This is a genomic window from Azospirillum oleiclasticum, assembly GCF_013423485.1.
Taxonomy (GTDB): Bacteria; Pseudomonadota; Alphaproteobacteria; order Azospirillales; family Azospirillaceae; genus Azospirillum; species Azospirillum oleiclasticum.
Genome location: NZ_JABFFR010000107.1, coordinates 1 through 861 on the forward strand (window position 1 = coordinate 1; position 861 = coordinate 861).

Below are 861 nucleotides of genomic sequence, written 5' to 3' on the forward strand. Positions count from 1 at the left end.
CCGGGATTCCCGGCAACTGTATTCAGGCTGCTTCCGTCGGTTGGTAATCGGTGCCCGTCGCGATCATGACGTTGAGGGTGACGAGGAGCTTCCGAGCCGTGGCGACGAGAGCGGCTTTGACGGGCTTTCCAGCGGTCTGGAGCCGCCCGCGAAAGTCCTTGAATGTCTGGCACCATCGAGAGGCGTGCAAGGCGGCGATGTAGAGCACCGTCCGGACGATGGGCCTGCCGCCGGCAATCGCCCGCGGAGCGGAGCGCTTGCCGCTGTCGCGGGCGACCGGGGCCAAGCCGACGAGTGACGCGATGCGACGGCGGTCGAGCTGGCCCAGTTCCGGCAGCTCAGCGATCAAGGTCGCCGCGACGACGGCGCCGACACCCGGAATGGTGCGCAGCCGGCGGTCGATGGCAGCCATTTCCGGATCGGCGGCAACGAGAGCGGCCATGCGCTCTTCGACCTTGGCAATGCGGCGGTCGAGGACGACGAGCAAGCTGCGGATGTCGGTGCGCGCTTCGGTGTCCGCCGTCTGCTGGAGGCGGGTCGTCTCTTGCTTGCGCATCGCCACGAGTTGGCGGCGGCGCGTCGCCTGCGCTTGGAGGGCGCGCCGCGCCGCCGCCAGCGGCTCCGTTGCTGCCGGACGCAGACGAGCGCCAAGCTCCGAAAGCATTCGGGCATCCACCCGGTCGGTTTTGCCGATGACGCCCATGGCCCGGGCGAAGTCACGGGCCTGTCGTGGGTTTACGCGGCTGAAACGAACATTCGTCGTCTCCAACGCCTCACGCAGGACACGGTCGTAGCCTCCGCTCGCCTCGAAGATCACCCAGGCGCCTTCCTTGACACACGCTTTGGCGAAGCTGCGCACCG

The 861-nt window shown here is 68.1% G+C and carries 1 protein-coding gene; it reads right to left on the minus strand.

Annotation, left to right across the window (positions count from 1 at the left end):
* Window positions 1–22: 22 nt before the first annotated feature.
* The coding region (locus tag HL658_RS36470) for a transposase (RefSeq protein ID WP_196242445.1) at window positions 23–861 on the minus strand (839 nt) is incomplete at its 5' end.